This is a genomic window from Saccharomonospora iraqiensis subsp. iraqiensis (assembly GCF_000430445.1).
GTDB lineage: Bacteria > Actinomycetota > Actinomycetes > Mycobacteriales > Pseudonocardiaceae > Saccharomonospora > Saccharomonospora iraqiensis.
On the sequence record NZ_KE387119.1, the window covers coordinates 3,375 to 6,037 of the forward strand.

At 73.7% G+C, this 2,663-nt stretch carries 3 protein-coding genes; 2 read left to right on the plus strand and 1 reads right to left on the minus strand.

All coding sequences use genetic code 11. The annotated features are described in order from the left end of the window. The coding region (locus tag ACTIR_RS24065; RefSeq protein ID WP_034240735.1) for a 5'-3' exonuclease at nucleotides 1-781 on the minus strand (781 nt) is incomplete at its 3' end. A 148-nt stretch (nucleotides 782-929) separates the two neighbouring features. Between ACTIR_RS24065 and ACTIR_RS0117540 the strand changes: the two genes are divergently transcribed. After that, on the plus strand, nucleotides 930-1,532 hold the full coding sequence (locus tag ACTIR_RS0117540) for a LemA family protein (protein ID WP_084789597.1): 603 nt from the start codon (nucleotides 930-932) through the stop codon (nucleotides 1,530-1,532). A gap of 16 nt (nucleotides 1,533-1,548) precedes the next feature. Beyond that, the coding region (locus ACTIR_RS24070) for a M48 family metallopeptidase (RefSeq protein ID WP_154663807.1) at nucleotides 1,549-2,663 on the plus strand (1,115 nt) is incomplete at its 3' end.

Genomic DNA, 2,663 nt, shown 5'->3' on the forward strand with positions numbered 1-2,663 from the left:
TGCGGGCGCGCGGGGGCACGTCCCCGTCGCCGCGCGCGGCCGCGTCCCGCAGCGCCTCCAGCGACCCGAACCGGGTGATGAGTTTCGCGGCGGTCTTCTCCCCGATGCCGGCGACCCCGGGCAGCCCGTCCGACGGGTCGCCCCGCAGCATCGCCATGTCGGCGTAGGCGGCTCCGGCGTGCCCGGCGGGGAGACCGTAGCGGTGGGCGAGCTCGTCGGGGCCCAGCACCTCCGCCTTGGCCCACCCCTTGCCGACGTAGATCACCGACACCGGGGGCGGCCCGGTGCGCACCAGCTGGAACAGGTCCCGGTCCCCGGTGACCACCTCGACCGGGTCGCGGGTCTCGCGGGCGGCGAGCGTGGCGAGGACGTCGTCGGCCTCGAACCCGTCGGCGGAAGCGGTGGCCAGTCCCGCCGCCGCCAACAGGTCCAGGATCACCGGCACCTGCGGGGTCAGCGTGTCCGGCACCTCCTCGGTGTCCGTCCCGGTTCCGGCGTCCGTCCCGGAGTCGGCGGCCTCGTGCGCGTCGGCCTCGGCGGCGACGCGGTGGGCCTTGTAGCTGGGCAGCGCCCGCACCCGGAACGCGGGGCGCCAGTCGGCGTCCAGGCAGGCCACCAGCCGGGCGGGGCGGCGGTCGGTGAGGATGCGCGCCACCGTGTCGGCGAACCCGCGCACCGCGTTCACCGGCATCCCGTCCGGGGCGGTCATCGACTCGGGCAGCGCGTAGTACGAGCGGAAGTACAGGCTCGCCGCGTCCAGCAGCACCAGCGGGGCGTCCACCCGGCCAGCGTGCCACACCCGCGCCGCGGGCGGACCACGGACACGCACCCGCGGCGACACGCGGGACGGCACGCCGGGCGACCGGGACCGCACCGGGCGCACCGAGAGCCTATGCTGGGGCCTCCACCGACCCCAGGGAGGCGAACCAGTGGGAACGGCAGCCGTCGTGGTGCTCGTGGTGCTCGTGGTCGTGGTGGGGGCGCTCGCGGCCTGGGCCGTGTCCGGCTACAACGGGCTGGTGCGCCGCCGCAACAACTACCACAACGCCTTCGCCCAGATCGACGTGCAGCTCACGCGCCGGCACGATCTGATCCCCAATCTGGTCGAGACCGCCAAGGGCTACATGCGGCACGAACAGCAGACCCTCGAACAGGTGACCGCCGCCCGGACGGGTGCGGTGCAGGCGCAGGAACAGGCCCGGTCGAACCCGGGTGAGCCGGGGGCGATGCAGGAACTGTCCGGCGCGGAGAGCGCGTTGACGCAGTCGCTGGGCCGGCTGCTGGCGGTGTCCGAGTCCTACCCGGACCTCAAGGCCAGCCAGAACATGACGCAGCTGTCCGAGGAGCTGACCTCCACCGAGAACCGGGTCGCCTTCGCCCGGCAGGCCTACAACGACGCGGTGCTGTCCTACAACAACAAACGGGAGACGTTCCCGACGAACCTGCTCGCCGGCGCGTTCAACTTCGGACCGGCCGAACCGCTGATCATCGAGGATCCGGAGCAGCGGCAGGCGCCGGACGTGTCGTTCTGAGACCGGGCCGTCGGCGATGAACTTCTTCGAGCGTCAACAGGCCGTGCGGAAGGTGTCCGCGCGGCTGGTGTGGCTGTTCGTGGCCGCGGTGGTCGGCATCGTCGCCGTGGTCGACCTGGCGGCGTGGCTGGCGTTCGGCCTGGGGGAGGCGTCGACCTCCGAGGCCGTGGGCACGCTGGTGGCGGTCAGCGTCGTCGCGCTCGCCCTGATCGGGATCACGTCGCTGGTGCGGTCGCTGCTGCTGCGCCGCGGCGGCGGTCAGCGGGTGGCGCGCAGCCTCGGCGGGGTGCCGGTGCCCGACGACACCACCGACCCGCAGCTGCGGCGGCTGCGCAACGTCGTCGAGGAGATCGCCATCGCCTCCGGCACCCCGGTGCCGGACCTGTACGTGCTGCCGCACGAGCCGGGCATCAACGCCTTCGCCGCAGGCTGGTCCCCGGCCAACGCGGCCGTGGCCGTCACCCGCGGCACCCTGGAGCGGCTCAACCGCGACGAGCTGCAGGGTGTGATCGCGCACGAGTTCAGCCACGTCGTCAACGGCGACATGCGGCTCAACATCCGGCTGATCGGGCTGCTCGCCGGGATCGTCGGGCTGGCCGTGGTGGGGCGGATCCTGCTCGCCGGTGGTGGCCGCTCCGGCCGCAACAACAACGCCGCGCCGCTGGTGCTGGTGGGGCTGGCCGCGCTGATCGCGGGCTACATCGGGGTGCTGGCCGGGCGGCTGATCAAGGCGGCGGTGTCGCGGCAGCGGGAGTACCTGGCCGACGCGTCCGCCGTGCAGTACACCCGCCAGACCGAGGGGCTGACCGGGGCGCTGAAGAAGATCGGCGGCATCCCCACCGGGTCGAACCTGCGCAGCGGCAAGGTCGACGACGTCAGCCACATGCTGTTCGGGGAGGGGCGGAAGCTGTCGTCGCTGATGGCCACCCACCCGCCGCTGCCGGAACGTATCCGCGAACTCGACCCCACCTTCGACCCGGCCGAACTCGACCGGCTCCGCAGGCGCTGGTCCGAGAACCCGCCGTCCGGGCTCGCCGAGGACGAGGCCCTCGGGCTCGGCCCGGGCGGCCCCACCCCGGACACCGGCCCACAACCCACCGGCGGGACCGGCGCGACCGGCGGGGACGGGTC